The sequence below is a fragment of the Amycolatopsis albidoflavus genome, assembly GCF_039525725.1.
In the GTDB taxonomy this organism is placed as follows: Bacteria; Actinomycetota; Actinomycetes; order Mycobacteriales; family Pseudonocardiaceae; genus Amycolatopsis; species Amycolatopsis albidoflava.
Map to the genome: position 1 here is coordinate 1 of NZ_BAAAHV010000006.1, position 26,344 is coordinate 26,344.

Below are 26,344 nucleotides of genomic sequence, written 5' to 3' on the forward strand. Positions count from 1 at the left end.
GCCGAGGACTTGCCCACAAAGATCGCTCGCATCCACTCTACGGTTCTGAAACACCACACCGGCCCCACCATGACAGGTGGGTGGTGTGTGTTGTTTCGGAGTGTTTCGGTGGTTTTAGCGTCAGGGAAACGCCCGGTCCCATTCCGAACCCGGAAGCTAAGCCTGACTGCGCCGATGGTACTGCAACCGAAGGGTTGTGGGAGAGTAGGACACCGCCGAACTTAACCAAACAGTCTGGGCCCCGGTCGAGAACCTGAAAAGGTTTTCCCGGGGCCCAGACTCATTTCCAGGCCCGTCAAGGCCCGAACCCCCGCCGGGGTTCGGGCCTTCGTCATATCCAGGTCACAGCGGCAACCCGCGGCTCCGAACGGGAGAAGAGAACACAAGCGACGTCGTCGTCTCGCCGTAGCGATGGGCCCGCTCCACGAACTGCTCCAGCTCCGCCGTCGTACGGCAGTGCACCCGGAGCAGCCAGCACTCGTCTCCGGTGACGTGGTCGGCGTCGGTGATCTCCGGCAGCGGGAGGATCGTCTCGCGGAACCGCGGGCCGTCCAGGCTGCGGACTCGGACCCGGACCATCGCCTGGATCGGACGGCCCAGCTTCTCCGGGTCGACCCGCGCGCCGTAGCCGGTGATCACCCCGCGCTGTTCCAGCCGGCGCACCCGCTCCGTCACGGCCGGCGCGGACAGCGAGACCCGGCGGCCTAGTTCCGAGAACGTCAGGCGGCCGTCGTGCTGGAGCAGCTCCAGCAGCTGTCGATCAACGTCGTCCAGATCCACTCGCGGCACCCCTTCCCGAGACTCAAGGCTAACTGCTGTCCAGACCTGGAAAACCCTGGTGAAGACGGCGGCACACCTGGATCTTCCCCTGTCTCCCGACCGCGGCGGAACGGGAGGATCAACAGCGTGAAACCTCGCATCCTCTCCCTTCCCCTCGAAGCTCCTGTCAACGCCGTCGAGTACTTCGGGCGGGAACTCGCCTTCGAGGTCGATCCGGTCGATCTCGCCCTGGACCTCGCGGACGGACGCACCGACGGCTACGTCCTGGTCGAGACCCGCAGCCCCGGCGCGTACGAGGAAGCGCACCTGCCGGGCGCGATCTGCTTGCCGTACCGGGAAATGACCGAGGAAGGCACTCGTGACCTCGACCGGAACCTCGTCTACGTCTGCTACTGCGAGAGCATCTACTGCAACGCCGCCACCCAAGGCGCGTACCGGCTCGCGCGGCTCGGCTTCACGGTGAAGCGGCTCTCCGGCGGCATCACGACCTGGCTCGCCCACGGCTATCCGACGGAGGCCGGCATGGCCGTACCCTGGACGCCGTGACTCGTCTGCTCATCATCCAGCCCGACGCCACTGACCCGCTCGGCCCGCTCGGGGAGTGGCTCACCGAGGCGGGGGCGGAGCTCGACGTGCGGCTGCCGCCGGAGCAGGACCTGCCCGCGAGTCTCGACGGCTACGACGGGCTGATCTGCCTCGGCGGCGGCATGGGCGCGCTCGACGACTCCCGGCACCCGTGGCTCATCGACGTCCGGAAGCTTCTCGCCGCCGCGGCCGGGAAGGCCGTGCCGACGCTGGCGATCTGTCTCGGCGCGCAGCTGCTCGCCGTCGCGACCGGCGGGCAGGTCGCGGAGGGCGAGGCCGGACCCGAGGCCGGGCCGGGGCTGGTGTCCAAGAAGGACGCCGCGTGGATCGATCCGCTCTTCGCGGACATGCCGTTCCTCCCGGATGTCCTGCAGTTCCACCGCGACGTCATCACCGTTCTGCCGCCGAGTGCCGAGCTGCTCGCGTCCACGCCGAAGTACGCGAACCAGGCCTACCGGATGAACCGTTGTGTCTACGGTGTCCAGTTCCACATCGAGACCACGCCGGACGTCGTCCTCGCCTGGGCCGAGGCGGAGCCGGAAATGGCGGAACTCACCCGTCCGGGCGCGCTGGACAGCGACACCTTGATCTCTGCGCACGCGGACATCGCCGAGACGTGGCGTCCGTTCGCGCGCCGGTTCGTCCAGTTGGCCGCCGGTCAGCTACAGGCGGCTCCGGAAAGTCAACGCCAGTTGCCGTTGGCTTAACGGATGACGTCGGAATCACTTACGGCGAGTTAACGGTTCACCCAAACGGTCAGGTACCTTGCGAGAGGTATTTCCGTAGGGTTCGGAGGTCGGGGTGGACCCCTCGCTGCTCGTCGTCGTCGTGATCTGCACGGCGCTGGTTTTCGATTTCACGAACGGCTTCCACGACACGGCGAACGCGATGGCGACCTCGATCGCCACCGGAGCACTCCGGCCCCGCGTCGCCGTCGCGATCTCCGCGGTCTTGAACCTGGCTGGCGCGTTCCTGTCGGTCGAGGTCGCGAAAACGATTTCCAGCGGTCTGGTCGACGAGACGAGGATCGGGCCCGCCATCGTGTTCGGCGGGCTCATCGGGGCGATCGTCTGGAACCTCTTCACCTGGTACGTCGGCCTGCCGTCGAGTTCGTCGCACGCGCTGTTCGGCGGCCTGATCGGCGCGACCTGGGTGTCCGCCGGCGCGGATTCCGTGCACTTCGCCAAGATCGTGGACAAGGTGCTCGTTCCGGCCGCCGCGTCCCCGCTCATCGCGGGAGTGGCGGCGGCCGCGGTCACCTTCCTCGTCTACCGGTTCCTGGTCCGCAAGCGCGGCGGGCGCGGATTCCGGGTTGGACAGATCATCTCCGCGTCTCTCGTCTCGCTCGCGCACGGCACCAATGACGCGCAGAAGACGATGGGCGTCATCACCCTGACGCTCGTGGCGGCTGGCAGTCTCCCTGCCGGGTCCGCTCCGCCCGTCTGGGTGATCATCAGCGCCGCGTCCGCGCTCGCGTTGGGCACGTACCTCGGCGGCTGGCGGATCACCCACACGCTCGGCAAGGGCCTCACTGACATCGAAGGTCCGCAGGGCTTTTCCGCGCAGACCAGCAGCGCGGTCGTGATCCTGCTGTCCTCGCACCTCGGTTTCCCGCTGTCGACCACGCACGTGTGCTCGGGCGGCATCGTCGGCTCCGGCGTCGGCCGTCGCGAGGCTCCGGTGCGCTGGCGGATGGCGGGCCGGATGGTCGTCGCTTGGCTGTTCACGCTGCCTGCCGCGGCTGTCGTAGGTGCGGCGGCGGGCAAGATCGCGTCTCTCGGCGAGGCCGGGACCATCGCGGTCGGCGTCGCCGGGATTCTCTTCGCAGCCGGGATTTACCTCCTGTCGCGGCGCAAACCCGTCACCGCGCACAGCTTCCAGGTCCCCGAACCGTCCGCCGCCGATACCGAACCGGACCGCCTGGCTGCCTGAACCACCCCGTGTCCGGCTACGGTGTGAGCGATGGCAGAGCGCGCGCGGACCACAGCTTCGGCGGCCAGGTACGGCTTCACTGACACCCGGGCCGACGGTCAACTGCGCGCAGCGGGCTGGTGGACCGAGGGCGGACCAGCCGACGGTGCCGCGGACGTCCTCCTTGCGTTGTCTCGCGCTGCCGATCCCGACCTCGCGCTAGCCGGGCTCGACCGCATCCGCGAGGCTGACGAACCCGGCTGGCCTGAGCTGGACAGCACGCTCCGCGAGAACCGCACGTTCCGCGGGCGGCTCCTGGGCGTGCTCGGCACTTCCACCGCGTTGGCGGACTTCTTGGTCGCCAATCCCGGTGAGTGGCGCTGTCTCGCGGACAACCGCTGCACCGATCCGGCGAAGTTCGCGGAACGGCTGCTCGAGCGGGTTCGGCAGGACGACGGAACGTACCTCACCGGGACGGCGGCCGAACACGAGTTGCGTGCTGGCTATCGCGGACTGCTGCTCGGCATTGCCGCTGCGGACCTCGGCCACCTCGTGGAGCCCGGGCTGGAACACCCGCAGTTCCGCGACGTCGCCAGCGAGCTGACCACCCTCGCCGAGGCGTCGCTGCAGGCTGGGCTCGTGGTCGCCGAGCAGGAGGTTGGCGCGTCCGCCGAAGGCACGCTCGCGGTGATCGCGATGGGCAAGACCGGCGGTCGCGAGCTGAACTACGTGAGCGACGTCGACGTCATCTTCGTCGGGGCGGGTGATCTCAGCGTCGCGACCCGGCTGGCCAGCACGATGATGCGACTGGTCGGCAACGCGTGCTTCGAGGTCGACGCGGCATTGCGGCCGGAAGGCAAGAGCGGTGCGCTGGTGCGCACGCTCGAAGGGCACACCGCGTACTACCAGAAATGGGCGAAGACCTGGGAGTTCCAGGCTTTGCTGAAGGCGCGTCCGGTGGCGGGCGATGTCGAACTGGGGCGGCAGTACGCGGAGATGGTCGCGCCGATGGTGTGGTCGGCCGCGGACCGCGAGAACTTCGTGACCGAGGTCCAGCAGATGCGCCGGCGGGTGGAGGACCACGTCGCGTCGGAGCATCTCGAACGCGAGCTGAAGCTGGGCCGCGGCGGGCTGCGGGACGTCGAGTTCGCGGTGCAGCTGCTGCAACTCGTGCACGGCCGGGTGGATCCCGCGCTGCGCTCGCCGTCCACTTTGGAGGCTTTGGCCGCGCTCGGCGATGGCGGGTACGTCGGCCGCGCGGACGCGGCGGAGATGAGCTCGTCGTACGAGTTCCTGCGCACCGTCGAACACCGGCTGCAGCTGCGCCGGTTGCGGCGGACGCACCTGTTCCCCGCCTCGTCGGACACTGATGAGCTGCGGATTCTCGCGCGCGCCTGTGGGATTCGGCCGGTTCGCGGGCGTAGTCAAGGCGAGGCGCTGCTGGCCGAGTTCCGCCGCCACGCGCAGGGGATTCGGCGGCTGCACGAGAAGGTCTTCTACCGTCCGCTGCTGCAGTCGGTCGCGAATGTGCCGACAGAAGCGTTGCGGCTCACCACGAAACAGGCCGCCAGCCGGCTCGCCGCGCTCGGGTACGCCGCGCCGGAAGGGGCGCTGCAGCACATCAAGGCGCTGACCTCGGGGGTCTCGCGGCGCGCGGCTATTCAGCAGGCGCTGCTTCCGGTGTTGCTCGACTGCCTGGCCGACACGCCGGATCCGGACGGCGGGCTGCTCTCGTATCGCAAGGTGTCCGAGGCGCTTCAGGACACGCCTTGGTACCTGCGCGTGCTGCGTGACGAGGGCACTGTCGTCGAGCGCTTGGCCTTCCTGCTCGGCACGTCGAATTTGGTGCCAGACCTGCTCGTCCGCGCACCGGAAGTGCTGCAGCTGCTGGGAGATCCGGCGCGGCTGACCGGACGTACTCCGGCCGAAGTGGCGACGTCGCTGCGGGCCGCCGTACGTCGTCAGCCTGGGTTGAGCGCCGCCGTCACCGCTGCCCGGTCGCTTCGTCGGCATGAGCTGCTGCGTGTCGCGTGCGCGGATTTGTTGGGACTGCTGGATGTTCCGTCGGTCTGCGAAGCGCTGTCGAGCGTGTGGGTGGCGGTGCTGCAGGGCGCGTTGTCGGCGGCTTACCGGCAACGGCAGGCTGAGCTGGGACGTACTCCGGCGACGATCGCGGTCATCGGCATGGGGCGGCTCGGCGGAGCGGAACTGGGCTACGGCTCGGACGCCGACGTTCTCTTCGTCTGCGAGCCCGCCGAAGGGGTTCCGGACGCCGAAGCGGTGCGGTTCGCCTCGTCGGTCGCGGAGACGGTGCGGAAGATCCTCGGCGCGCCGAGCGCGGACCCGGCGCTGGTCGTCGATGCCGATCTCCGGCCGGAAGGGCGCAGCGGGCCGCTGGTGCGGACGTTGGAGTCGTACCGGGCGTACTACCAGCGCTGGGGCGAGGTGTGGGAGTCGCAGGCGCTGCTGCGGGCCCGGTTCGTCGCCGGCGACGAGGACCTCGGCCAGCGGTTCATCGAGATGATCGACCCATTGCGCTACCCGGAGGGCGGGCTCGACCCGACGGACGCGCGCGAGATCCGGCGGATCAAGGCCCGGGTGGAGACCGAACGCCTCCCGCGCGGCGCCGACCCGACGCGGCACACGAAACTCGGCCGAGGCGGTCTCGCCGACGTCGAGTGGACCGTCCAGCTTCTGCAGTTGCAGCACGCACACGAGGTGCCTGGCCTGCGGACGACGTCGACCCTCGACGCACTGACCGCCTTGGCCGAAGCGGGTCTCGCGCCCGCGGAGTCGGTGGAGTCGTTGCGCGAGGCTTGGCTGCTGGCCACGCGCGTGCGCAACGCGACGATGCTGGTGCGCGGGAAGGCCGCGGACGAGGTGCCCGGCACCGGCCGCGACCTCGCCGCAGTGGCGCGCGTGTTCGGCTACTCGGTGGACGACGACCCTGGCGAGTTCCTCGACGCCTACCGCCGTGTGACGAGGCACGCGCACGCGGTGGTCGAGGAACTTTTCTACGACAACTAACGTGGGCTGCGTGACTGACCGCGAACCGTTCCGCACCCGGATCAAGGTGCGCCACTACGAACTCGACACGCTGGGCCACCTGAACCACGCCGTGTACCACTCGTACGGCGAGGTCTCCCGGCTGGAAGTCTTCGAGGCAGCGGGCGGCAACACCCTGCACGAATCGCGTCTCGCGCCGGTGCTGCTCGAATCGAACATCGTCTACCGGCGGGAACTGCGCGCCGGCGACGAGGTGGACGTGACCTGCGACGCGTCGTTCAGCGAGGGCAAGGTGTTCTGGATGACCTCGCGCATCGTGAAGCTGGACGGGACGCTGTCGGCCGAGATCAAGTGCACGCTGGGGCTGATGGATCTGGAGAAGCGCAAGCTGGTGCCGGATCCGCGGGGGCATTTCGAGCGGGCTGGGGTGGATTTGAAGGTGCTGTCCACTTCGGAATGATCTGCGGAATGTCAATAGCGGCTTAATCTATCGGGTAAAAGCGCGCGTCTCCCCGGATGAGTATTTCTCGAAGATCTTTTTTATACGGTGGTCGCGCGCTTTCCTGCCGAAGCCGATTGCGGGGTCCGTGCGTCGTGCCGCGTACGGGCGGCCGAGATCTCCTCGCCGTGCTGCTCGCTCCAGTCGATGAGACCGCGCAGCCGTCCGCTCAGGTCGTGCCCGATGGCGGTGAGCGAGTACGAGACCCGCAGCGGCGTCTCGGTTTCGACCGTGCGGTCGAGCAGTCCGTCGCGCACCAAGGTGCGCAGGTTCTGCGTCAGCATCTTCTCGCTGATCCCGCCGATCCGGTCGCGAAGCTGCGCGAACCGCAGCGCGCCCGGCGCGAGTGCCAGGAGGATGAGCAGGCCCCAGCGGCTGGTCGCCTGTTCGAAGAGCGGGCGGCCGGGGCAGTCCTTGCGGAACGTCGCGTCCAGCGGCGCGGCGGCCGGGCTTCGTCCAGGGCTGGTCGCATCCACGAATGGACCTTACCAAATTGTCAGTGCTTGTCAGTGCTTTTCAGTGCGGCGCAGGGATCCCTATTCTTGCGGCATGACGAAGATCGCGGTCGAAATCTGGTCCGACTTTCTGTGCCCGTGGTGCTATATCGGCAAGCGGCGGTTCGAGGTCGCGTTGTCCGAATTCGAGCGCGCTGAGGACGTTCGCGTCCGGTGGCGCAGTTACGACCTGCACCCCGACGAAAAGAAGGTGCCGGACCTGACCATCCCGCGCAGGCTCGAACGGGACCTCGGGCTCAGCCTCTCCGACGCGGAGGCCGCGGTCGACCAGGTCGGCGAGCTGGCCGCGGAGCTGGGGTTGCGCTATCGGATGCGGGACGCGCTCCTGGTGAACTCGTTCGACGCGCACCGTCTCGCGCACTTCGCGGAGGCCCGCGGGCACGGGAACGACTTTCGCGAACGGCTGATGCGGGCCTATACCGGCGAAGGGGCGAATATCGCCGACCATGCTTCGTTGCTGCAGTTCGGCGTCGACGCCGGGCTCGACAAGGACGACGCGCAAGCATTGCTCGACAGCGACGGTTCCGCGGACGCTGTCCGGGATGACCACCGCGAAGGACGGGCGCTCGGCGTGAGCGGCGTTCCGACGGTGATCGTCAACCGTCAGTTCGTGGTTTCCGGAGCCGCGTCCTCGGCCGCTTATCTCGACGCCCTCCGCCGAGCCGTCGCGGCCTGATCCGGCGGGCTGGTCAGCGCTACCCTGGTCAGAGAGCCTTGGGGGGGGCGTTCATGGTGGGAAGCTCATTGCAAGTGTCACTCGACGGCTGCACTCTTCGCGGGCAGACAGCCGGAGAAGGTCCGGTGCTGGTGATGGTGCCAGGCGGAGCCGGTCAGGCACATCAGACAGATCCGATGCGAGAGATGCTCAAGCCGCGGTTCGAGGTGGTCTCCTACGATCGCCGCGGCATCTCGCGCAGCCCGCTCGCCCCGGGCGCGCCGTCTCCGACGATCCAGACGCATGCCGATGACCTGCACAGCTTGATCGAGACGCTCGGCGGTGGCGGCGTCTTCCTCTTCGCCACGAGCATCGGCTGTCTGATCGCTCTGGATCTCTTGGCCCGCTACCCGCACGACGTCGTGAAGCTGGTCGCTCACGAACCGCCGGACACTCATCTGCTCAGCGGCGCGGCGCGGGAAGAAACAGACGCCGGGATCGCGCGCCTGGCCCAGACTTTTCAGACTGACGGCACCGTGCCGGCGCTGCAGCAACTCGCGGCTCTGATCGGCCTGAATCCGGCCGAGCGCGAGGCCGATGCCCCGGAATTCGTGGTGACGCCGCAGTTCTTCCAGGACATGTCGTTCTACTTTGAACACGATCTCGGCGCCGCGCGCGACTACCGCCTGGACATCGAGGCCCTTCGCACGCATCGAGACCGGGTGATCGTGGGCGCGGGCGAGAAGTCCGGCACGCTGTGGACTTGCCTTTGCGCGCAGGCACTGGCCCGGGAACTGGACCTGCCGTTGACCACTTGGCCCGGCGGTCACAACGGTCCGACGGCGTATCCGAAAGCCAGCGCGAGGGCCGTCATCGAAGCTCTCGCCGAGGCCTGACGCGGTCAGTCCAGTCGCATTCCGTGCCACACCAGGTCGACCACTCCTTCGGTCTCCGCCTTCCAATCTCCGTCCGGGGTAAGGAAAAACAGCCCGCCGAGGCCGCGCATCAGCGTTTCCGTTTTCAGGTCCGGCCGGATCGTGCCCGCTTCCGCGTTCGCCTTCCGCAGGGTGTCCAGTGCGTCGATCATCCGCGCGTACGCCTGCGTCGGCAGTTCGCTCTGCGACGCGCGCAACGCGTTGGCCAGCCCGCGTTTCGTCATCATGTAGTGCGCCAGGTGGTCCACGATCCAGACGCGCAACGCCTGATCGGGGGAATGTTTGGCGAGTAATTCGGGCACGATCTCGACGAGCTGGTTCACCTCGCGCTCGTAGACGGCCAGCACCAGCGACTCCGGCGTGGGGAAGTGCCGGTACACCGTGCCGACGCCGACGCACGCTTCCTTGGCGACCGCGTTGAACGACACTTCTCCCGCTCGGCTCACGGTTTCCGCGGCCACCGCCAGGATCCGTTCGTGGTTGCGCCGGGTGTCCGCCCGCCGCGGGCTCACCGGCATCGCGCCTCCCGCGTTTGCTTCGCCTTGTCTGACCTGGAGCCGCTCCAGCCTCACCTGGAGCAGCTCCACTTCGTTGCGTAGCGGATTCTAATCCGCTAGCCTCGTTCAAAGCGAGCCAAGCGGATGAATATCCGGTTTACCCCGGCGGCTCGTGTTCCCGAAGGGCCGTCACCACCACCATCACGCCGCAGGACGTCCGCCGCGGACGGGCTGCGGGAAAGCGAACCCTACTGTGGACATTTCCCTTGAAGTCAATGGAAGAACCGAACAGGTCAGCGTCGAGCCGGGAGTGACCCTCCTGGACGCGCTGCGCGAGCGGCTCGGCATCACCGGCCCGAAGAAGGGCTGCGACCGCGGTCAGTGCGGCGCCTGCACCGTGCACGTCGACGGCAAGCCGGTGCTGTCCTGCCTCACGCTCGCGGCCGCTGTGCGCGGTCCCGTCACCACCGTCGAAGGACTGTCCACTGAGGACGAACTGCACCCGGTGCAGCAGGCGTTCGTGGACCAGGACGCGCTGCAGTGCGGGTTCTGCACGTCCGGTCAGGTGATGTCGGCGGTCGCCGCGGTGCGCGACGACGTGTCCGACGTCCGCGAGTTCATGTCCGGAAATCTGTGCCGCTGTTCGGCTTATCCGAACATCGTGCGCGCCGTGGAACAGGCGAGGCAGGCCGATGCGACCGTTTGAGCTCACCGCACCCGCCACGGTCGAGGACGCGCTGGGCAGCGCGGGCACGTACCTGGCAGGCGGCACCACCCTCGTCGACCTGATGAAGCTCGACGTCCTCACCCCGCAGCAGGTGCTGGACATCAACGACCTGCCGTTGCGGGGCATCGACACCGCCGACGGCCTGCGGTTCGGCGCGCTGGAACGGATGGGCGACATCGCCGCGCATCCCGGCGTGTACCCGGCGATCTCCCGCGCGCTGCTGCTCAGCGCGTCGCAGCAGCTGCGGAACATGGCCAGCATCGGCGGCAACCTGATGCAGCGCACGCGGTGCTCGTACTTCCGTGATGTCGCCATGCCGTGCAACCGGCGTTCGCCGGGCAGCGGCTGTTCGGCGATTTCCGGCGTCAACCGGATGCACGCGATCCTCGGCACCAGCGACTCCTGCGTGGCCACCCACGCCAGCGACGTCGCGGTAGCGCTGGTCGCGCTCGACGCGGAGGTCGTGCTGGCCGGCGCCGAGGGCACCCGGACGGTCGCGCTCACCGAGTTCTACCGCGAACCGGGCGACACCCCGGAAATCGAGCACGACCTGCGTCCCGGCGAGCTGATCACCGAGGTGCGCGTGCCGCGGCTCGACTGGGCGGAGAACTCCACGTACCTCAAGATCCGCGACCGGCAGTCGTACGAGTTCGCGCTGTGCTCGGCGGCGGTCGCGCTCGACGTGCGCGACGGCAAGATCGCCGACGCGCGCGTGGCGGCGGGCGGGGTCGGGACGGTGCCGTGGCGGCTGCCCGCCGTGGAAGAGGCGCTGCGCGGCGCGGAGCTGACCGAAGAAGCCTTCGCCGCTGCCGCCGCGGTCGCGGTGGACGGGGCAAAGCCGTTGTCCGGCAACGTATTCAAACCTTCGCTGCTGAAGCGGACGATCGTCCGCGCGCTGCTCGAACTGACCGAAGGGAGCCGGGCATGACTGCGCGGCTGGACGGTCCGCGGAAAGTCACCGGCCAGGCCGATTACGCGCTGGACCGCACTCTCCCGGGCATGCTGTACGGGTACATCGTGCTCAGCACGATCGCGCACGGCGAGATCACCGCGATGGACGTGACCGCGGCGAAGGGCGCGCCCGGCGTGGTCAGCGTCTACAGCCCGTTCGACCCGCTCGAACTGCACCCGTTCAAGTCGCAGCTGATGGGGGACGTGTGGCTGCCGCTGCACGACCGGGACGTGGTGTTCTACGGGCAGCCGATCGGGCTGGTCGTGGCGGAAACGTTCGAGCAGGCGCGGGACGCGGCGGGGCTGATCGAGGTCTCGTACCAGGAAAAGCCCGCTCAGACGTCGATGGAGGACGGGCTCGCGACTGCGGAGGACGCGCCGGAGAGCCGGGGAGCCGCGCCGTCGATCGAGGTGCTCGCCGACGGTGTCGAGTCTATTGTGGACGCGTTGGCGCAGAGCCCGGTCGTCGTCTCGCAGACGTACCGCACCGCGACGCAGAACCACGCGGCGATGGAACCGCATTCGGCGGTCGCGAAGTGGGACGGCGGCGAGCTCACCCTCTACAGCGGAAACCAGGCCAGTCACCTGCAGGCCATGGAAATGGCCGGCGTGCTGGGCATCGAGCCGTCGGCGATCCACGCGGTGAACCCGTATGTGGGCGGGGCGTTCGGCGGCAAGGCGGGTACCTCGGCTCCGGGGATGCTGGCCGCGGCCGCGGCCAAGGCGCTGGACCGGCCGGTGAAGTGCGCGCTCACCCGCGAGCAGGTGTTCACGGCGACCGCGAACCGGCCGGCGACGGTGCAGAAGGTGGCACTGGGCGCGGACCGCGACGGCACGCTGATCGCGGTGCAGCACGATTCCTGGTCCGCCACGTCGATGAGCCGGTCCTTTGTGGAGCCGACGTCGCACGGCACGTCGCGCGAGTGGTACGCGACGCAGAACCTGTCGATCAGCCAGAAGATGGTGCCGCTGCACATTCCGCCGGGCACGTTCATGCGCGCGCCGGGGGAGGCGTCGGGGTCGTTCGCGCTTGAGAGCGCTGTTGACGAACTGGCGATCGCGCTCGAGATGGACCCGATCGAACTCCGCAGGCGCAACAGTTCGCTCGCTCCGCCCGGGGTCGATCTGCAGTGGTCGAGCAAGCATCTCGACGAGTGCTACGAGATCGGGGCGCAGCGGTTCGGCTGGGCGAACCGGTCGCCACGCGGGCACGTCGACGGCGACTGGCTCGTCGGCATGGGCACCGCGACCGCGATGTTCCCGGGGCTGCGCTTCCCTGCGACGGTCGAGATCACGCTCAACGCGGACGAGACCGCGGACGTCTCCACGAGCGGGGCCGACCCGGGCACCGGGCTGCTCACCGTGCTGGCCACCATCGGGGCCGAATCCCTCGACATCGACCCGGAACGCGTCACCCCGCACCTGGGCGACTCGCGGTACGCACCGGGCGGGATGTCCGGTGGCTCGACCGCCACGGCGAGCACCGGCACCGCGATCATGCTCGCGGCGACCGAGTTGCTTGACGAACTGGTGGCGCTCGCCGCCGAACCGGGCGCGCCGTTCGAGGGCGAGGTGGTCACGTACGCCGAGGGCCTGCTGCACGGCAACCGCGGCACCATGCCGTTCGGTGAACTGCTGCGCGAGATCGGCCGGGAATCCTTGTCCGCCAAGGGTTCCTCCGCCCCGGGCGAGGAGATGACGAAGCATTCGTTCAGCTCGTTCGGCGCGCAGTTCTGCGAGGTCCGGGTGCACCGGCTGACCCGCGAGGTCCGGGTGTCGAGGATGCTGGGCGTCTTCGACGGCGGCCGGATCATCAACCCGACGCAAGCGAGGAGCCAGCTGTCCGGCGGCATGATCTGGGGCGTGTCCGCGGCTCTGCACGAGGGGCTGGAAGTGGAGCCGAGCGGCCGCTTCGCGAACGCGGACTTCGCGAGCTACCTGCTGCCGGTCAACGCCGACATCCCGGAGATCGACGTGCAGTTCGTCGAATACCCGGACACGCTGCACAACGCCGTCGGCGCCCGCGGAGTAGGCGAGATCGGCGCGGTGGGCATGGCGGCCGCGGTGGCGAACGCGGTGTGCAACGCGACCGGGATTCGGGTGCGGAGCATTCCGATCATGATTGAGGATCTGCTGGTGGAGTGACCCCGGTGGGGGCGTCCGGGTGTGGGCGCCCCCACCGCCGGGGTCCGGGGTGGTGCACCGGAGGGCTGCCGTGCCGTGGATCTTCGGCGGCGGCCGGGCAAGCGAGTGCATGCGCAGGCGTTCCCGGAGCGGCGGGCAGCGCGTTCCGGAGTGTGTGCGCGCTCGGTCGTGGAGCAGCGGCGAAGGCATGGCATCGGGCCACGAAGGCGGTGACCTCCGCGGTTCGCTCAGCACAGCCGAACCCGGCGGTTCGCTCAGCACAGCCGAACCCGGCTAGATCGCCGCGCACGCCGTTTCCGCGGAGCCCCTCGAACCGTCGCCGGAACTGCTCCTCGGTCCCATTCACCCCATTGCCCACATCCGGAAAATTGTCCTCAGCTGTGCGGCGCAGGTCTGGCCCCGCGTGCCCGGATGCGGCTTCCGCAGGTCAGCGGCCAGATTCTCCTTCCCATTTTCCCCTGGTGAGAAATTCGCTCGTGCTTCCGCTCTCGGGCGGTATGGTTTCGAGGGCACTTGTTCGGGGAGGCTGGCGAATGGACGCAGCACCGGCCGGGAGTGCGGACCTGCCTCGAAGAGGCGGGGTCGGCTCGTATCGCGGATCCGAACCGGGCGTTCCGCTGATTGGCCGGGACGCCGAATTCGCTGTGCTGGCAGGGGCGATCGACGCCGCGGGCACCGGGCGAGGGGGCGCGGTCGTGGTCTGCGGGCAGCCGGGGATCGGCAAGTCCCGGCTGGCCGCCGAGGCGATCGGGGCGGCTCGCGGCAAGGGATTCGCGATTGTCGAGGGGCGCGCGGACCCGTTGTTGTCGGGCCTTTCGTACGCGCCGATCGTCCAGGCTTTCCGCGGCCATCTGAGTGAATCCGCCGGATTTTCTCCGGAGCCCGGTAATCTCGGCGCATTGTTCCCCGATCTGCGTCCGGTTTCACCCGAATCCGGGGATCCGGGACTGCAGCGCACCCGGATGTGCGAAGCGGTGCTCGCGGCGACGCGGCAGCTCACCGTCGGTAGTCCGGTGCTGCTCGTCGTCGACGACCTGCATTGCGCTGATCGGGGGACCATCGAACTGCTGCACTATCTCGGGCGCAACGCGGAGGAACTGCCGCTGCTCGTGATCGGGTGTTTTCGCTCGGGCGTCGACAACGAGGCGCTCGACGCGATGGCGGAGGCGACCCGGCGGCATCAGGCGGGGAGGCTGCTCGAACTCGCGCCGCTCACCGACCAGGCGGTGCGCGATCTGGTGCAGCACGTCCTGGGCACGCCGCCGCCGCTCGCGTTGCTGCGTGCGGTCACCGCGCGCGCGTCCGGGTTCCCGTTGTTCGTCGTCGCGCTGACCCGGCATCTCGTCGCGAGCCGGATGTGCGGGCCGTTGCCGGAGGTGATCCGGGACATCGTGCGGGAGCAGATCAGCCGGCTCGGCGAGGTGGACCGGCGGCTGCTGGAGGTGGTCGCGGTCGCCGGGACGCACGGGCGGCCGGAGGTGCTGGCCGATGTCTCCGGCATGGGGTTGCCCGCGCTGCACGCGGCGTTGCGGCGGCTGGTCGGGCGCCGGCTGGTCACTGAGCATCAGTCGGAGGTCGAGCCGCATTATCAGGTGGCGCATCCTCTTTACGCCGAGGCGGTTTATCACGAACTTCTGCTCGCTGAGCGAAGGGCGCTGCACGCGGCGATCGGGGCGGCGCTGCATCGCGCGGACCGTACCGTCGCGGCGGCGCCGCATTACGCGGCCGGCGGGAACAGCGTTCCGGTGGACCGGGCGATCGAGGCGTTCAGCGCTGCGGGAACCCGGGCGCTGACCGTCGGGGATTTGGACGAAGCTGCTGAGTATCTCGCGGCCGCGTTGCGGCGGGCGCGTGATGCGCGGCCGGACGCGGTGCCGGCGTTGCTTGTCGACTTAGCGAGATTGCAGCAGGGGCGTGGCCGGTTGGACGAGGCCGCTGAGTTGTTGCAGGACGCGGTCGCGCTCAGCGAGCGGCGTGGGCAGGACACCGAGCGTCGGCGGGCGTGGCGGCATTTGCAGGCGTTGCTCGAAGTCGAGCGCGGGAACCTTCCGGCGGCGGTCGGGCTGGCGAGGGCCAGCGGTCGCCGTCCGGACACGGATCCGCCGACGCGGTTGCTGATCCATTGGATTATCGCGTTGCGGCACGGCGATTTTCCGGAGCTTGCGGTGATTTCGCAGGAACTCGTCGCGCTTCCGTCCACAAGCGACACTCCGGGGGCGCATTCGGTCGCGCATCTCGGGGCCGGGGCGCTGGCGGCGTTGTCGGGTGATGTCGAGACGGCGGTCGTGGAGTTGCGCAGTGCGCTGGAGCTTGCGCTTCGCTGTGGCGACGAAGGCCCGCGGCTCGCGTTCGCTCCGCGGATGATGCTCAACGGTTTGTCAACGCTGCGCGGTGATCTCGTCACGGCGATCCGGGTCGCGGATGTCAGCAGTACTCCGGCGGTGCGGCAATGGCTGCCGTCTGCCACGTGTTATCTGCAGACAATGCTTGCGACCACACGGTACTTCTCCGGGGATCTCCGGACCGCACTGTCTGAAATGGACAGTGCAGTGGCCGAGGCGCGCCGGGTCGGGCAGGATCGGCTGGTGGGGCGAACCCTTGCTGGACGGGCGTTTGTCCGTGCGGAACGAGGTCATCTTGATGAAGCAGCGGCGGACCTGGCCGACGCGCGCAGGCATTACGACCCTTCGCAGATCGATCTGCTGGACGCGTTCGACCTGGCGGCGACGGCATTGGCGGTGCGGCGAGGGGTCGCGGCACAAGCCCCGGCGCTGACCGACACGCTGCCGTTCGGCGACACGCAGCTCAACTGTCTCCGAGTGTCGTTCGCTGGATACGCAGCGGTGCAGCGGGGAGATCTGACGGAGGCTGACCGCGTGGTCGGCCTGCTTCGCGGGGCGGGCAGCAACGCTCCGGTGCTGCACGCGCTCGCCGACCGCCAGCAGGGGTTCGCCGAGGCGGCCCGGGGGAACGCGACGGAGGCGGTCGACCGGCTGCGTGGTTCGGCGACCGTGCTTCGCGGGTTCGGGATGAATCTGCTTGCCGCGCAAGCGGAATTGGAGCTGGCCGAACTGCTGGACCCGTCGGAGGCGGAGGTGATGGCGTCCTCGGCGACGGCGGCGTTCACCGCGGCCGGCAGTGCGCCCTGGCCGGAGCGGATCGTGAAGCAGGGGCATTCGGTACCTGCGCAGCGGTCCGGGCCGCTCACCCGGCGGGAATCGGAGATCACCGTGCTCGTCGGGAAGGGACTGTCGAACGCGGACATCGCCTCCGCGCTCTTCCTCAGCGAGCGGACGGTGGAGACGCATCTGCGCAACGTCTACCGCAAGCTCGGCCTCAAATCCCGGGTGCGGCTGGCGCAGTGGGTTCGCGACCGGCGCGCTCGCTGACCGACGGCAGCGTCGCGGGGAAAAGGAATATGCCGAATTTACCGGCCGTCGCCGCGAAAAACGGTGACGTAGCGGTGACGGATCCCGATGACACTGCCCCGGTGGTCCAGTGATCGGGAGGGTCCTCGATGGAGCAGCACGTCCGGGTGCCCGCGCCGGGACCGGCCGAACCCGGGCCTGAGCCCGCGCGCGGAGGAAACCCGCTCGAACCGGACATCCGGCATTTCATGGAGCAGCGCTTCGGCCAGGACTTCAGCCAAGTGCGCGTGTACTCGGACCGGACGGCAGCCGATTCGGCGGCCTGGCTCGGCGCGAAGGCGTACACGGTGGGCGAGCGGATCGTGTTCGGTACTGGGGAATACCGGCCCGGTACGGCGTCCGGCAATCGATCCCTCGCACACGAACTGGCGCATGTCGTCCAGCAGCGGCGCGGCGGCGGACCGGCGGCCGGGCATCAGCTCGAACGGTCGGCGGACGTGGCGGCGGACGCGGTCGTCAGCGGCGGGCCGGTCAAGGTGTCCGGGGCCAGTGCGCCCGGCGTCGCCCGGCAGGCTGAGCCCGACACCCGGGCGGTGGTCACGAATCTTCGCGGCAACCGGATCTTCGGCGCCGCGCGGGTGGCCGTCTCGGTGTTGTCCGCGCCGCTGAGGTTGCTGGGGTGGGCGATCACCGGCGCCGCGATCGGGATGCGCGCTTCCGGCAATGCCGGTGCGGTGGTCGGGGCGGGCGCGGGGCAGGACACGATGGTCTTCGTCAACATCGAGTCCGGCGAGGTGACGACCGACGTCATCGGTTACGCCGAACTCGGGGTCGGCGTGACCGCGGGAGGCAGCGAAGCGATCGTCTTCGCGCTCCGGCTCGGCCCGGCCGGCCGAGCGGGAAATGTGTCCGGCGCGTATGCGGGCGGAAGCGTCAACGTCGCGGTGAAACTGCTTGCCGGGGTGGGGTTTTCGGTCAGTACCGGGCTTTTCTCGGGGGAGGAAGGCTGGGTGGCGGCCGCGTTCAGTCTCGGGGCCGAGGCCGGCGCGCGAGCGTCGGGCAGTTACGGCGTGAGCGTGACGGACACGGTCGCGCCGGCGGTCGCGGCATGGACTCAGCGCGTCGCGACCGGGCTGGCGTCCGGGGTGCAGACGGCGGGTGCGGTCGCGCAGGGCGTCAGCAGTGTGGTGGCGCAGATGTTCGGCAGTGTGATTGGCATATTCGACTCGGCCAACTGGGATCTCACCGGGTACACGCCGGCGGAGCAGCAGGCGTGGCGCGAGTTCGGCGGGTATCTGGCCCGGGTCATCACCAGCACCACTCTCGACCGGTTTCTCGCCGGGGAAGCGCAGGGGGTGCCGGTGTCGCAGCGGATCGCGTCGATCGGGGACGTGGGGGTGTTCATCCGGGTCTCCGAGGCGATCAACGCGCGGTACCGCCGAATGGCTGGTGCGGCGCTGCGGCCGGGTGACGAGATCTGGCCGGCCAACGCGTTCAACCAGCGCACGTATCTCCAGTTCCTTTCCTTCCTGCGGGACCAGAGACTGCTGGCCGGGGCAGGTCCGGGAGGGTCGTTCACGCGGGCGCGGGAACGACCGTGAGCGAAGTTACGTGGTAGCACGGATGGCGCGGCGGCGGCACGGTCACGATCATCGGAGTACGACCGGCAGCGCTCGCGGGGGACGCTGCCGTGGATCGAGGGGGTGTCGGTTCGGATGGTCGGTTCGCGGGCGAAAACGGTGGACTACGAATCGGGAGAGGGAACTGGAACGGCGTCGGTGCTTGTCGTGCAGACGTTGCCGGCCTTCGCGGTGGACGGCGCGGCTGACGCGCGGCCGCTTTCCCGTGCGGCTCAACGGTTAGTGACTTATCTGGCGCTTCGAGACCGGCCCGTGCGGCGGGCCGAGGTCGCGCACGCGCTGTGGGCGGACTCGTCGGAGGAACACGGTGCGGCGAGCCTCCGCACCACGCTGTGGCGGATCGGCCGGGTGCATCGGGATCTGGTGCAGGCGACGGCCGAGCGACTGTCGCTCTCGGACACCGCGGCCGTCGACGTGCAAGCCGCGTCGAGCCTGGCGCGTTCGCTCGCGTCCGCCGACGCGGAGCTTCCCGACGACAGCGAACCGGTGATCGGTTTGCTGTCGACCGATTTGCTGCCGGACTGGTACGACGACTGGCTGTTCGTCTTCCGTGAACGGTGGCGGCAGCTTCGCTTGCACGCGTTGGAATGCCTGGCGGGACGGCTCGGCGAAGCGGGCCGGTTCTCCGAGGCGATCGACGCCGCGCTCACCGCGGTTGACGCCGAACCGTTGCGGGAGAGCGCGCATCGCTGTCTGATCCGGGTTCATCTTCTCGAGGGGAATCGCGGGGAAGCGGTGCGGGCTTATCGCGCCTTGGCGGAATTGCTGCACACCGAACTCGGCGTGCGGCCCAGCCCGGGTGTGCGGGCGTTGCTCGCCTGATCCGGGTGACGGTGCGGTGACGGGGAACCGTTGTACTGCACCGTATGGCAGGTGCGGACCCGGAGCGAATCGCGCTGCACGTCCTTCGGGCGTGGTGCACTTCCGAAGGACAGCTGCGGGTCCGCATCACGACCACCGCGGACGTGCGCACCGACGCGACGACGTCGGAGGTGCTCACGACCCGCGAACAGGTTCTCGCGTCGGTGGACCGCTGGCTGAGCCGGATCGGCGCCGGCGAAGGCGACGTGACGCCGCGGTGACGGAACCAGTGCACGCTCACGACCACGGCCGAGAAAGCCGCGGAGGGAGACGGCCATGCCCATCACGCCCACTTTTCCGGGTGTCTACATCGACGAACTGCCGAGCGCGGTTCGGACCATCATCGGGGTGCCCACCTCGGTCGCGGCTTTCGTCGGCACCGCACCGCGCGGCGTCACGAACGTGGCGGTGCACATCACGAGCTGGGAGGACTACGAACAGCAGTTCGGCGGCCTCGATCCGGCGAGCGACCTCAGCTACGCGGTCTGGCAGTTCTACCAGAACGGCGGCAGCGAGGCCGAAATCGTGCGGGTGTTCGGCACCGCGCAGCCGACCACCCCGCCGTCCGGCACGGGCCAGCCTGCTGCCGAGGACACCACGCCACCGCCCGCGGCCGCGCGGGCGAAGATCGTGTTGCCGGCGGGGCCGACGCTGAACGCGGCTGGAGAAGGAACCTGGGCCAACGGAACGCTGCTGGCGCGGGTCGACTACAACACCGTCAAGGACGAGCTCAACCAGCTGTACAACCTGACTGTGCACGACCGGACCAGCAAAGTCACCGAGCAGTACCTCAACGTCAGCATCGACAAGAATTCCCCGCGCACACTGGGGAACGTCATCGCGTCCTCGACGTTGATCGGATCGGTCGAGAACGCCGAGCGACGGCCGACCGCGCACAGTTCCGCCGGGCTGGAGGACGGGCAGGATCCGTTCCAGGACACCACGAAGAAAGACATCTGGTACACCGAAGCGGGCCAGGGCGCCAACGGGCCCACGCCGCGGCGCGCGGATTACCTTGGCGACAAGGTGCAGCAAACCGGCATGTACGCCTTGCTCGAGACCGACATCTTCAACATGCTCTGCCTGCCGGGCGCACCGGGGCTCATCGGCGGCGCGCAGAGCGTGCTGGACGACGCGATCAAGTTCTGCGTGGACCGCCGGGCGATGCTGATCGTGGACCCGGACCCGCAATGGCAGGCGCCGGATGTCGTCGCCAAGGCCGTGAAGGCGGACGGATTCGTGATGAACAACGATTTCGCCCGCAACGCGGCGCTGTACTTCCCGCAGGTAAAACAGCCGGATCCCAAGCAGGAGAACTTCGTTCGCAATTTCCCTCCGTGCGGAATGATCGCGGGAACCTGGGCGCGTACGGACGTCCAGCGGGGCGTCTGGAAGGCCCCGGCCGGAACCGAGGCGACGCTGAACGGGGTCAGCGGTCTCACCGTCCGGCTCACCGACCTGCAGAACGGCGTGCTCAACCCGCTCGGCGTGAACTGCCTGCGCGGCATGCCTTCGGTGGGGAACGTGATCTGGGGCGCGCGCACCCAACGCGGCGCGGACGTGCTCGCGAACCAATGGAAATACCTGCCCGTGCGGCGGTTGGCGCTCTTCATCGAGGAAAGCCTTTTCCGCGGCACGCAGTGGGTGGTGTTCGAACCGAACGACGAACCGTTGTGGTCGTCGATCCGGCTCAACGTCGGCGCGTTCATGAACAATCTGTTCCGGCAAGGCGCGTTCCAGGGCCGTACGCCGAAGGACGCCTATCTCGTGAAATGCGACGCGACGAACAATCCGCAGAACGACATCGACCGCGGCATCGTCAACATCCTGGTCGGGTTCGCCCCGCTGAAGCCCGCCGAGTTCGTGCTCATCCACATCCAGCAGCTCGCCGGCCAGATCCAGGTGTAGCAGGAGGTAGACGTTATGTCCGACAGCAAGACGAGGCGGCGCGATCCGTACAAGAACTTCCGGTTCCGGGTGAAGTTCAGCGGCGGCGACTATCTGCTCGGGGTCAGCAAGATCACCGGCTTCAAACGGAGCACCGAGGTGATCAAGCACCGGTCCGGCGGCGATCCGGCGACCAGTGCGAAACTGCCCGGCCGCACCGAATACGACGCGATCACCCTCGAACGCGGCGTCACCGCGGACAAGGTGTTCGCGCAGTGGGCGAACCGGGTGTGGAGTTTCGCCAACTCCGGGCAGGGGCTGGAGACCTCGCTCAAGGACTTCCGCCGCGACCTCATCGTCGACGTGTTCGACGAGGGCGGCCAGAAAGTACTGTCCTATCAGGTCTTCAACTGCTGGGTCTCGGAATGGCAGCCGGTGTCCGATTTGGACTCCAACGCCAACGCGGTCGCCGTGCAGCACATCAAGGTCGAGAATGAGGGGTGGGTCGCCGAGGAGGTTTCGGAGCCGCAGGACACGTCCTTCGAAGACCCGGCGTGATGTTCACCGAAGCGAGCCTTCTCGACGTATGGGAGGCGGCGCACGGGCTGGGCGCGGTACGGCGGGCGCTCGCGCTGGCTGTGGCGGGCGGTGCGGAACCGGGCGAGGTCGGCGATCTCGCGGTGGGCCGGCGGGACGAATTCCTGCTGGCCCTGCGGGAACGGTGCTTCGGGACCGCGTTTCCGTGCCTCGTGAGCTGTCCTTCGTGTGGTGAGGAACTTGAGCTGGAACTGTCGAGCCGGGATCTGCGTCCGTCGCAAGTGGACGCTGCCGCGATCGTGGCTGTCGACGGGTACGAGGTCGAGTTCCGTGCGGTGACGAGCCGGGATCTGCTGGAAGTCCACAGTAGACGGGCGTTGCTCGAACGGTGCGTGGTGACCGCGCGGACCGGCGGGCAAGAGGTGGAGCGGTCCGAGTTGCCGGACGCGGTGCTCGGCGCGCTCCCGGACGCGTTGGCCGCGGGCGATCCGCAGGCGGACGTCCGGATCGACCTGGACTGCGCGGTGTGCGGCCACCGGTGGGCGTCTCCGTTCGACATCGCGGTTTATCTGTGGGCGGAGCTGGAAGCCTGCGCGCGGCGGTTGTTGTATGACGTGCACGCGCTGGCGCTCGCCTACGGCTGGTCGGAGGCGGAGGTGCTCGCGGTGAGTCCGGGGCGGCGCCGGCGGTATCTGGAACTCGCGGGGACGATGGCATGAACGATTTCGTGGACCGGCTGCTGGGCCGGATCGACGCGCCGCCGATCCGGCCGCTCGTGCCGACGTTGTTCGAACCCGCCAGTCCGGTCGGGGCGGAGCCCGAGTTGCCGATGGGCACGTTCACCGAATCGGAGCAGAAGCCGGTGGTCACGAAGGAAACCGAACGGGTCCGCGAGGTTCCGGGTCTGGGGCGGGTTATCCAGGAAACCTTGGCGACGCTGCCGGGTCCGGTCGAGCGCGTCCGCGAGACCGAAGTGTCGCACACGGAGCGAGTCGAAGGCGGTCACGAAACCCGGGTGCTGGGGCCGGAATCAGTCGAGCGAGTCCGGGAAACCTCGGTGCCGTCCCCTCCTCCGGTGATCGAGCGCGTCCGCGAAGTTTCCGAGCCGGGAGAGCCGGGCACTGTGGTTCGAGAAAGTGTTGTCGAGTCACGGACGCACACCGAGCACGCGACCGTATCGAGCTCGGAGCGGGTCACTGAATCGTTGCTGGAGCACGAAGTGCGTACGGAACACCTGCAGCGAGAGACGGTACTGCAGCCAGTCGCCGCGGCGGAGCGAGAAGCCGTCCTGGTGCCTCCAGAACCAGAACGGGCCGCGCCGGTGCCGGCGGTCGAACCGGTCCGTGCGCATCCAGTCGCGCGTCCCCGTCCGGAACCGGGACCGCAGCCTCAGCAACAACTGCAGCAGCCCTTGGTGATCCGGCGACAGAAAGCACCGGCTGAACCGGACGTGCACATCAGCATCGGCCGGGTCGAGGTCGTTGCCCGTCCGGCTCCTTCGGCGGCACCGAAGCCGCCGAAGGAACGGAAACCGTTGCTGAGCCTCGACGACTACCTCCGGGAGCGGGGATGAGTGACGCCAACGCGATCGAGGCCGTGACCGAGGCGCTGGTCCAGCTGGTCCTCGAAGGCGCGCGTGAGGTCGAGAGCGGCGCGAAGGTCGAAGCGCGGCCTCCGCACGAGACGCCGGGGCCGAGCGGCGATCCGCAGCTGAACCTGTTCCTCTACCAAATCGGCATCGACGAGGCGCTGCGCAACGAGGATCCCGTAGGGCTGCGGTCCGGAGAGCACGGCGATCCGCAGCTGCCGCTCGTCCTGCACTACCTGCTCACCGCGTACGTCCCGGGCGGCGCGGACACCATCGCGCACCGGATGCTCGGCGGTGCGCTGCGGACGCTGCACGAACATCCGCACCTCAGTCGCGCGCGGCTGAGGCAGGTGCAGTCGCCCAGCGACGTCTCGGAACAGTCCGAACTGGTCCGGCTCACCTGGCAGTCCTTCGCGGAGAAGGACATCTACTCGCTCTGGTCGGCGTTCCAGACCAGCTACCGGCTCACGGTCGCGTTCGAAGCCGGGCCGGTGCTCATCGACAGCCGCCGCCCGCCGCGGACAGCGGTGCCGGTGCTGCGCCGGGGCGCGCTGGACCGGGGGCCGGAAGCGGCTGCCAGCGTCGAATCGCCGTACCCGCAGCTCACCGCCGCGGTGCCGGTCGCGGTCGGCCCCGACGGTCTCGAGCACGAGCAGGCGTCGGTCAAACTCGGCGGGCGCGTCGTTCTGCGGGGCGCGAATCTCGACCAGGCGAACGAGGTCCGGTTGTCGCATCCGCTGCTGGCCGGGCCGGTCTCGATTCCGGTCGTGCCGGGCAGTGCGGCCGAGGTCCGGTTCGAGCTGACGGGGCCGCCGCAGGCGTTTCCGGCCGGTCTGTGGTCGGTGGCGGTGGTGTCCGGCACGACGGCGACGAACGAGGTCTCGCTCGCGGTCGCGCCGGAGATCACCAGCGCGATGCCGATGGCTGTGCAGCGGGACGGGACCGCCGCGGTGGTCCAGCTCGTCTGCCGTCCTCCGGTGCGGACCGGGCAACCGGTGCTGCTGGTACTCGGGTCGCGATCGGTGCTGGAGCGGCGTGCGGTCGCGGCCCAGCCGGAGGACCCGGTGGCCGGCGCGGACCTGACCTTCGACGTCCCGGACGCGCCGGTGGGCACCCATCTCGCGCGACTGCGGATCGGCGGCGTGGACAGCCTGCTGGTCGACCGCACCGGGCCGAAGCCGGTGTTCGACGCCACCCAGACGGTGACGATCTCATGACCTGGGAGGCGGCGAACGGACGCTTCCTCGCCGCGTCGCTGGAGTGGGTGCGGGAGGTGCTGCGACACCCCGGCGAAGAGGTTTCGACCGCCGCCATTGAGGAAGCCGAGGCGATCGACCCGCCGCCCGCGCTGACGGTACTGGCGGCGCGGCTCGGGCTGTCGCGGTTCGAGCGGGACACCTTGCTGCTGTGCGCGGCGGTCGAGCTGGATCCGTCGATCGCCGGGCTTTGCGCCGAGGCGCACGGCAATCCGCACATGGCGTATCCGACGTTCGGGCTGGCTCTTCGCGTGCTGCCCGATCCGGCGTGGGAAGCCGTGTCGCCGCAAGGCGGTCTGCGGTATTGGCAGCTCATCGAGGGTGTGTCCGGGCAGGGCGTGGTGTCCGCGCCGCTGCGGGCCGCTGAGCGCGCGGTCAACTATCTGAAGGGGCTCAACAGTCTCGACGACCGGCTGAGTCCGCTGGTCACGCCGCTGGCTCTCACCGAGCTGTCGGCTTCGCAGCAGAGGATTGCCGAGGAAGTCGCCAGCCAGTGGGCGCTCGCCGGTCCGGTTCAGCTCACCGGTGCCGACGAGGCCGCCAAACGACAGGTCACCGCGCACGCCGCGGAGATCTCCGGACTGGCGGCGTACCGACTTGAAGCGGCCGCGTTGCCCGCACAGCCGGTGGAGCTGGACCTTCTGGCTCGCAGCTGGCAGCGCGAGGCCGCCTTGCTGCCGCTGGCGTTGTACCTCGAAGCCGACGACGCGGACGGTTCCCGGTTTCTCGACCGGATCACCGGACCGGCGGTGCTGGCCGTGCGGGAAGGCGGGCCGGGACTCCGGTCGATCGAGGTCAGCCCGCCGACGCCGGCGGAACGGGCGCTGGCGTGGCGGGAGGCGCTCGGGAGCGAGCAGCCGGTGATCGACGCGCTGGCCGCGCAGTTCGCGCTCGACCTGCCGGGCATCGCGGCGGTGGCCGCGGTCGCCGGAGCCGATCCGGAGAAGGTGTGGCAGGAATGCCGTGTTCGCACCCGGCCGCGGCTGGACGGCCGCGCGCAGCGACTCGAATCGACGGCGGGCTGGGACGATCTCGTGCTGCCGGAGCAGCCCCGCCGGTTGCTCGGCGAGATCGCCGACCAGGTGGGGCAGCGCACGCGAGTGCACGAGACGTGGGGCTTCGGTGAGCGCGGCCTGGGATTGAGCGTGCTGTTCACCGGGCCGAGCGGTACCGGCAAGACGATGGCGGCCGAGGTGCTCGCGAACCGGCTGGCGCTGGACCTTTACCGGATCGATCTGTCCACAGTGGTCAGCAAGTACATCGGGGAGACCGAGAAGAACCTGCGGAAGCTGTTCGACGCGGCCGAGGGTGCGATCCTGTTCTTCGACGAGGCGGAATCGCTGTTCGGCAAACGCGGCGAGGTCCGCGACGCGCACGACCGGTACGCCACGATCGAGGTCGACTATCTGCTGCAGCGGATGGAAGCGCACCGTGGCCTGGCGATCCTCGCGACCAACATGCGTTCGACGCTGGATACCGCTTTCCTGCGTCGGCTGAGGTTTGTGGTCGAGTTCGTTTTTCCCGGGCCTGCTGAGCGGAAGATTATGTGGCAGAAGGCGTTTCCGACGCGGGCCCCGTGCGAGGGCCTCGACTTCGGCCGGTTGGCGCAGCTGCAGACGAGCGGCGCGATGATCCGCAACATCGCGCTCAACGCGGCTTTTCTCGCTGCGGCGGCCGGGTCGCCGATCACGATGGAGACGGTGCTGGCCGCTGCGCGCACTGAGTTTCGGAAGCTTGAACTTCCCGTGCCGGAACGGGATTTCCGGCGGTGATCGAGGTCCGGATCGACCGGCTGGTGCTGACTGGGGTGGTCGAGGATCCTGGTCTGCTTCGCGATGCTGTGCAAGCCGAGTTGGCGCGCCAGATGGTGGCTGCCGCGCCGCGCCGGGGGTGGCGGGAGTCGCGGCGGCGGGTCGTGGTGGCGCAGCTGGCGGAAGGCACGCTCGCGGAGGCGATCGCGAGCTCGATTCACCGCGGCATCCGCGAGGCGGCCGGTTGAGC

The 26,344-nt window shown here is 69.0% G+C and carries 24 protein-coding genes and 1 rRNA gene; 22 read left to right on the forward strand and 3 right to left on the reverse strand.

The genetic code is table 11. From position 1 onward, the window contains the following. Positions 1-104: 104 nt before the first annotated feature. Positions 105-221 (forward strand): 5S ribosomal RNA (rrf, locus tag ABD156_RS08290). A gap of 121 nt (positions 222-342) precedes the next feature. Here rrf and ABD156_RS08295 read toward each other — a convergent pair. Then, complete coding sequence (locus tag ABD156_RS08295; RefSeq protein ID WP_344268601.1) at positions 343-780, reverse strand: Lrp/AsnC family transcriptional regulator; 438 nt, start codon at positions 778-780, stop codon at positions 343-345. Between the two features lie 126 nt (positions 781-906). Between ABD156_RS08295 and ABD156_RS08300 the strand changes: the two genes are divergently transcribed. The 5 genes from ABD156_RS08300 to ABD156_RS08320 all read left to right on the forward strand — a co-directional run bounded on the left by ABD156_RS08300 (position 907) and on the right by ABD156_RS08320 (position 6,742). Further along, positions 907-1,326: a rhodanese-like domain-containing protein gene (locus ABD156_RS08300; RefSeq protein ID WP_344268604.1), complete on the forward strand. Its 420-nt coding sequence runs from the start codon at positions 907-909 to the stop codon at positions 1,324-1,326. Further along, on the forward strand, positions 1,323-2,072 hold the full coding sequence (locus ABD156_RS08305; protein WP_344268607.1) for a type 1 glutamine amidotransferase: 750 nt from the start codon (positions 1,323-1,325) through the stop codon (positions 2,070-2,072). The genes ABD156_RS08300 and ABD156_RS08305 overlap by 4 nt, the downstream gene beginning before the upstream one ends. A 94-nt stretch (positions 2,073-2,166) precedes the next feature. Continuing rightward, positions 2,167-3,297: an inorganic phosphate transporter gene (locus tag ABD156_RS08310; protein WP_344268611.1), complete on the forward strand. Its 1,131-nt coding sequence runs from the start codon at positions 2,167-2,169 to the stop codon at positions 3,295-3,297. A gap of 30 nt (positions 3,298-3,327) precedes the next feature. Beyond that, the gene (locus ABD156_RS08315; RefSeq protein ID WP_344268614.1) at positions 3,328-6,303 is read left to right on the forward strand and encodes a bifunctional [glutamine synthetase] adenylyltransferase/[glutamine synthetase]-adenylyl-L-tyrosine phosphorylase; all 2,976 of its coding nucleotides are present in this window, start codon (positions 3,328-3,330) and stop codon (positions 6,301-6,303) included. A gap of 10 nt (positions 6,304-6,313) precedes the next feature. Then, the gene (locus ABD156_RS08320; protein WP_344268617.1) at positions 6,314-6,742 is read left to right on the forward strand and encodes an acyl-CoA thioesterase; all 429 of its coding nucleotides are present in this window, start codon (positions 6,314-6,316) and stop codon (positions 6,740-6,742) included. Between the two features lie 80 nt (positions 6,743-6,822). Here the strand turns inward: ABD156_RS08320 and ABD156_RS08325 are convergent, their stop codons facing one another. Next, positions 6,823-7,257, reverse strand: coding sequence for a winged helix-turn-helix transcriptional regulator (locus ABD156_RS08325; RefSeq protein WP_344268620.1), 435 nt, complete (start codon positions 7,255-7,257; stop codon positions 6,823-6,825). 73 nt (positions 7,258-7,330) lie between these two features. Here ABD156_RS08325 and ABD156_RS08330 point away from each other — a divergent pair, with 73 nt between their 5' ends. Together ABD156_RS08330 and ABD156_RS08335 are read left to right on the forward strand one after the other, a co-directional pair. Continuing rightward, positions 7,331-7,972, forward strand: a complete 642-nt coding sequence (locus ABD156_RS08330; protein ID WP_344268623.1) for a DsbA family oxidoreductase — start codon at positions 7,331-7,333, stop codon at positions 7,970-7,972. A 134-nt stretch (positions 7,973-8,106) separates the two neighbouring features. Further along, positions 8,107-8,847 carry an alpha/beta fold hydrolase gene (locus tag ABD156_RS08335; protein ID WP_344269249.1) on the forward strand — a complete coding sequence of 247 codons (741 nt, stop codon included), beginning with the start codon at positions 8,107-8,109 and terminating at the stop codon, positions 8,845-8,847. A gap of 5 nt (positions 8,848-8,852) precedes the next feature. On the opposite strand, the gene ABD156_RS08340 is transcribed toward ABD156_RS08335, so the two are convergent. Beyond that, positions 8,853-9,404: a TetR/AcrR family transcriptional regulator gene (locus tag ABD156_RS08340; protein WP_344268626.1), complete on the reverse strand. Its 552-nt coding sequence runs from the start codon at positions 9,402-9,404 to the stop codon at positions 8,853-8,855. Between the two features lie 232 nt (positions 9,405-9,636). On the opposite strand from ABD156_RS08340, the gene ABD156_RS08345 reads away from it, so the two are divergent. The 14 genes from ABD156_RS08345 (at position 9,637) to ABD156_RS08410 (ending at position 26,342) form a co-directional block, all read left to right on the forward strand. Then, a complete protein-coding gene (locus ABD156_RS08345) occupies positions 9,637-10,089 on the forward strand; it encodes a (2Fe-2S)-binding protein (RefSeq protein ID WP_344268629.1) in 453 nt (150 codons plus the stop codon). Continuing rightward, positions 10,076-11,038: an FAD binding domain-containing protein gene (locus ABD156_RS08350; protein ID WP_344268632.1), complete on the forward strand. Its 963-nt coding sequence runs from the start codon at positions 10,076-10,078 to the stop codon at positions 11,036-11,038. The genes ABD156_RS08345 and ABD156_RS08350 overlap by 14 nt, the downstream gene beginning before the upstream one ends. Continuing rightward, the gene (locus ABD156_RS08355; RefSeq protein WP_344268635.1) at positions 11,035-13,206 is read left to right on the forward strand and encodes a xanthine dehydrogenase family protein molybdopterin-binding subunit; all 2,172 of its coding nucleotides are present in this window, start codon (positions 11,035-11,037) and stop codon (positions 13,204-13,206) included. Before ABD156_RS08350 ends, ABD156_RS08355 begins: the two co-directional genes overlap by 4 nt. 533 nt (positions 13,207-13,739) lie before the next feature. Then, entirely contained in the window at positions 13,740-16,595 is a 2,856-nt protein-coding gene (locus tag ABD156_RS08360; protein ID WP_344268638.1) for a helix-turn-helix transcriptional regulator, read from the forward strand. Positions 16,596-16,723: 128 nt separating this feature from the next. Next, complete coding sequence (locus ABD156_RS08365; RefSeq protein ID WP_344268641.1) at positions 16,724-18,175, forward strand: eCIS core domain-containing protein; 1,452 nt, start codon at positions 16,724-16,726, stop codon at positions 18,173-18,175. Positions 18,176-18,277: 102 nt separating this feature from the next. Then, positions 18,278-19,036 (forward strand): AfsR/SARP family transcriptional regulator, encoded by a 759-nt coding sequence (locus ABD156_RS08370; protein WP_344268644.1) that lies wholly within the window; start codon positions 18,278-18,280, stop codon positions 19,034-19,036. Between the two features lie 44 nt (positions 19,037-19,080). Next, on the forward strand, positions 19,081-19,296 hold the full coding sequence (locus tag ABD156_RS08375; protein WP_344268647.1) for a hypothetical protein: 216 nt from the start codon (positions 19,081-19,083) through the stop codon (positions 19,294-19,296). Positions 19,297-19,351: 55 nt separating this feature from the next. Continuing rightward, a complete protein-coding gene (locus tag ABD156_RS08380) occupies positions 19,352-20,983 on the forward strand; it encodes a phage tail sheath family protein (protein ID WP_344268651.1) in 1,632 nt (543 codons plus the stop codon). A 15-nt stretch (positions 20,984-20,998) separates the two neighbouring features. Next, positions 20,999-21,520 carry a phage tail protein gene (locus tag ABD156_RS08385; protein ID WP_344268654.1) on the forward strand — a complete coding sequence of 174 codons (522 nt, stop codon included), beginning with the start codon at positions 20,999-21,001 and terminating at the stop codon, positions 21,518-21,520. Continuing rightward, on the forward strand, positions 21,520-22,218 hold the full coding sequence (locus tag ABD156_RS08390; RefSeq protein WP_350539808.1) for a T4 family baseplate hub assembly chaperone: 699 nt from the start codon (positions 21,520-21,522) through the stop codon (positions 22,216-22,218). Before ABD156_RS08385 ends, ABD156_RS08390 begins: the two co-directional genes overlap by 1 nt. Next, positions 22,215-23,072: a hypothetical protein gene (locus tag ABD156_RS08395; protein WP_344268660.1), complete on the forward strand. Its 858-nt coding sequence runs from the start codon at positions 22,215-22,217 to the stop codon at positions 23,070-23,072. Before ABD156_RS08390 ends, ABD156_RS08395 begins: the two co-directional genes overlap by 4 nt. After that, on the forward strand, positions 23,069-24,304 hold the full coding sequence (locus tag ABD156_RS08400; protein WP_344268663.1) for a Pvc16 family protein: 1,236 nt from the start codon (positions 23,069-23,071) through the stop codon (positions 24,302-24,304). Before ABD156_RS08395 ends, ABD156_RS08400 begins: the two co-directional genes overlap by 4 nt. After that, complete coding sequence (locus tag ABD156_RS08405; RefSeq protein WP_344268666.1) at positions 24,301-26,115, forward strand: ATP-binding protein; 1,815 nt, start codon at positions 24,301-24,303, stop codon at positions 26,113-26,115. Before ABD156_RS08400 ends, ABD156_RS08405 begins: the two co-directional genes overlap by 4 nt. After that, positions 26,112-26,342: a hypothetical protein gene (locus tag ABD156_RS08410; RefSeq protein ID WP_344268669.1), complete on the forward strand. Its 231-nt coding sequence runs from the start codon at positions 26,112-26,114 to the stop codon at positions 26,340-26,342. Before ABD156_RS08405 ends, ABD156_RS08410 begins: the two co-directional genes overlap by 4 nt. Positions 26,343-26,344 lie beyond the last annotated feature (2 nt).

Excerpts from the sequence above, each read along its gene's own strand:
- ABD156_RS08395 (WP_344268660.1), top strand. The coding sequence starts at position 22,215 with ATGAACGATTTCGTGGACCGGCTGCTGGGCCGGATCGACGCGCCGCCG.
- ABD156_RS08355 (WP_344268635.1), top strand. The coding sequence starts at position 11,035 with ATGACTGCGCGGCTGGACGGTCCGCGGAAAGTCACCGGCCAGGCCGAT.
- ABD156_RS08385 (WP_344268654.1), top strand. The coding sequence starts at position 20,999 with ATGTCCGACAGCAAGACGAGGCGGCGCGATCCGTACAAGAACTTCCGG.
- ABD156_RS08330 (WP_344268623.1), top strand. The coding sequence starts at position 7,331 with ATGACGAAGATCGCGGTCGAAATCTGGTCCGACTTTCTGTGCCCGTGG.
- ABD156_RS08350 (WP_344268632.1), top strand. The coding sequence starts at position 10,076 with ATGCGACCGTTTGAGCTCACCGCACCCGCCACGGTCGAGGACGCGCTG.
- ABD156_RS08380 (WP_344268651.1), top strand. The coding sequence starts at position 19,352 with ATGCCCATCACGCCCACTTTTCCGGGTGTCTACATCGACGAACTGCCG.
- ABD156_RS08375 (WP_344268647.1), top strand. The coding sequence starts at position 19,081 with ATGGCAGGTGCGGACCCGGAGCGAATCGCGCTGCACGTCCTTCGGGCG.
- ABD156_RS08335 (WP_344269249.1), top strand. The coding sequence starts at position 8,107 with ATGGTGCCAGGCGGAGCCGGTCAGGCACATCAGACAGATCCGATGCGA.
- ABD156_RS08315 (WP_344268614.1), top strand. The coding sequence starts at position 3,328 with ATGGCAGAGCGCGCGCGGACCACAGCTTCGGCGGCCAGGTACGGCTTC.
- ABD156_RS08400 (WP_344268663.1), top strand. The coding sequence starts at position 23,069 with ATGAGTGACGCCAACGCGATCGAGGCCGTGACCGAGGCGCTGGTCCAG.
- ABD156_RS08340 (WP_344268626.1), bottom strand. The coding sequence starts at position 9,404 with ATGCCGGTGAGCCCGCGGCGGGCGGACACCCGGCGCAACCACGAACGG.
- ABD156_RS08390 (WP_350539808.1), top strand. The coding sequence starts at position 21,520 with ATGTTCACCGAAGCGAGCCTTCTCGACGTATGGGAGGCGGCGCACGGG.
- ABD156_RS08360 (WP_344268638.1), top strand. The coding sequence starts at position 13,740 with ATGGACGCAGCACCGGCCGGGAGTGCGGACCTGCCTCGAAGAGGCGGG.
- ABD156_RS08365 (WP_344268641.1), top strand. The coding sequence starts at position 16,724 with ATGGAGCAGCACGTCCGGGTGCCCGCGCCGGGACCGGCCGAACCCGGG.
- ABD156_RS08405 (WP_344268666.1), top strand. The coding sequence starts at position 24,301 with ATGACCTGGGAGGCGGCGAACGGACGCTTCCTCGCCGCGTCGCTGGAG.